The 239-nt window shown below is 40.6% G+C and carries 1 rRNA gene; it reads right to left on the bottom strand.

Going from position 1 to position 239, the window contains the following annotated elements:
* Positions 1-68 (bottom strand): 5S ribosomal RNA (gene rrf / locus C2M33_RS10630); the annotation flags it as partial.
* Positions 69-239 lie beyond the last annotated feature (171 nt).

Here is a 239-nt window from a genome sequence, read left to right as displayed (position 1 = left end):
GCGCTGTTTCGTTTCACTACTGAGTTCGGCATGGGGTCAGGTGGGTCCAAAACGCTATTGTCACCAAGCAAATTTGGTTTTAATTCGCTCTTTTGAGCAAATTAATAAATCTGGAATTCTGATATCAAGTAAATGTCTACTTTAGTAACTTAACTTCTGTCGTTACGCTGTCATAAAACGCGTTTGGCGTTGTATGGTTAAGCCTCACGGGTAATTAGTACAGGTTAGCTTAATGGCTC

It is taken from the genome of Pseudoalteromonas sp. T1lg122, from assembly GCF_002964825.1.
In the GTDB taxonomy this organism is placed as follows: Bacteria; Pseudomonadota; Gammaproteobacteria; order Enterobacterales; family Alteromonadaceae; genus Pseudoalteromonas; species Pseudoalteromonas gelatinilytica.
This window is presented reverse-complemented; position numbering and strand designations above follow the sequence as displayed.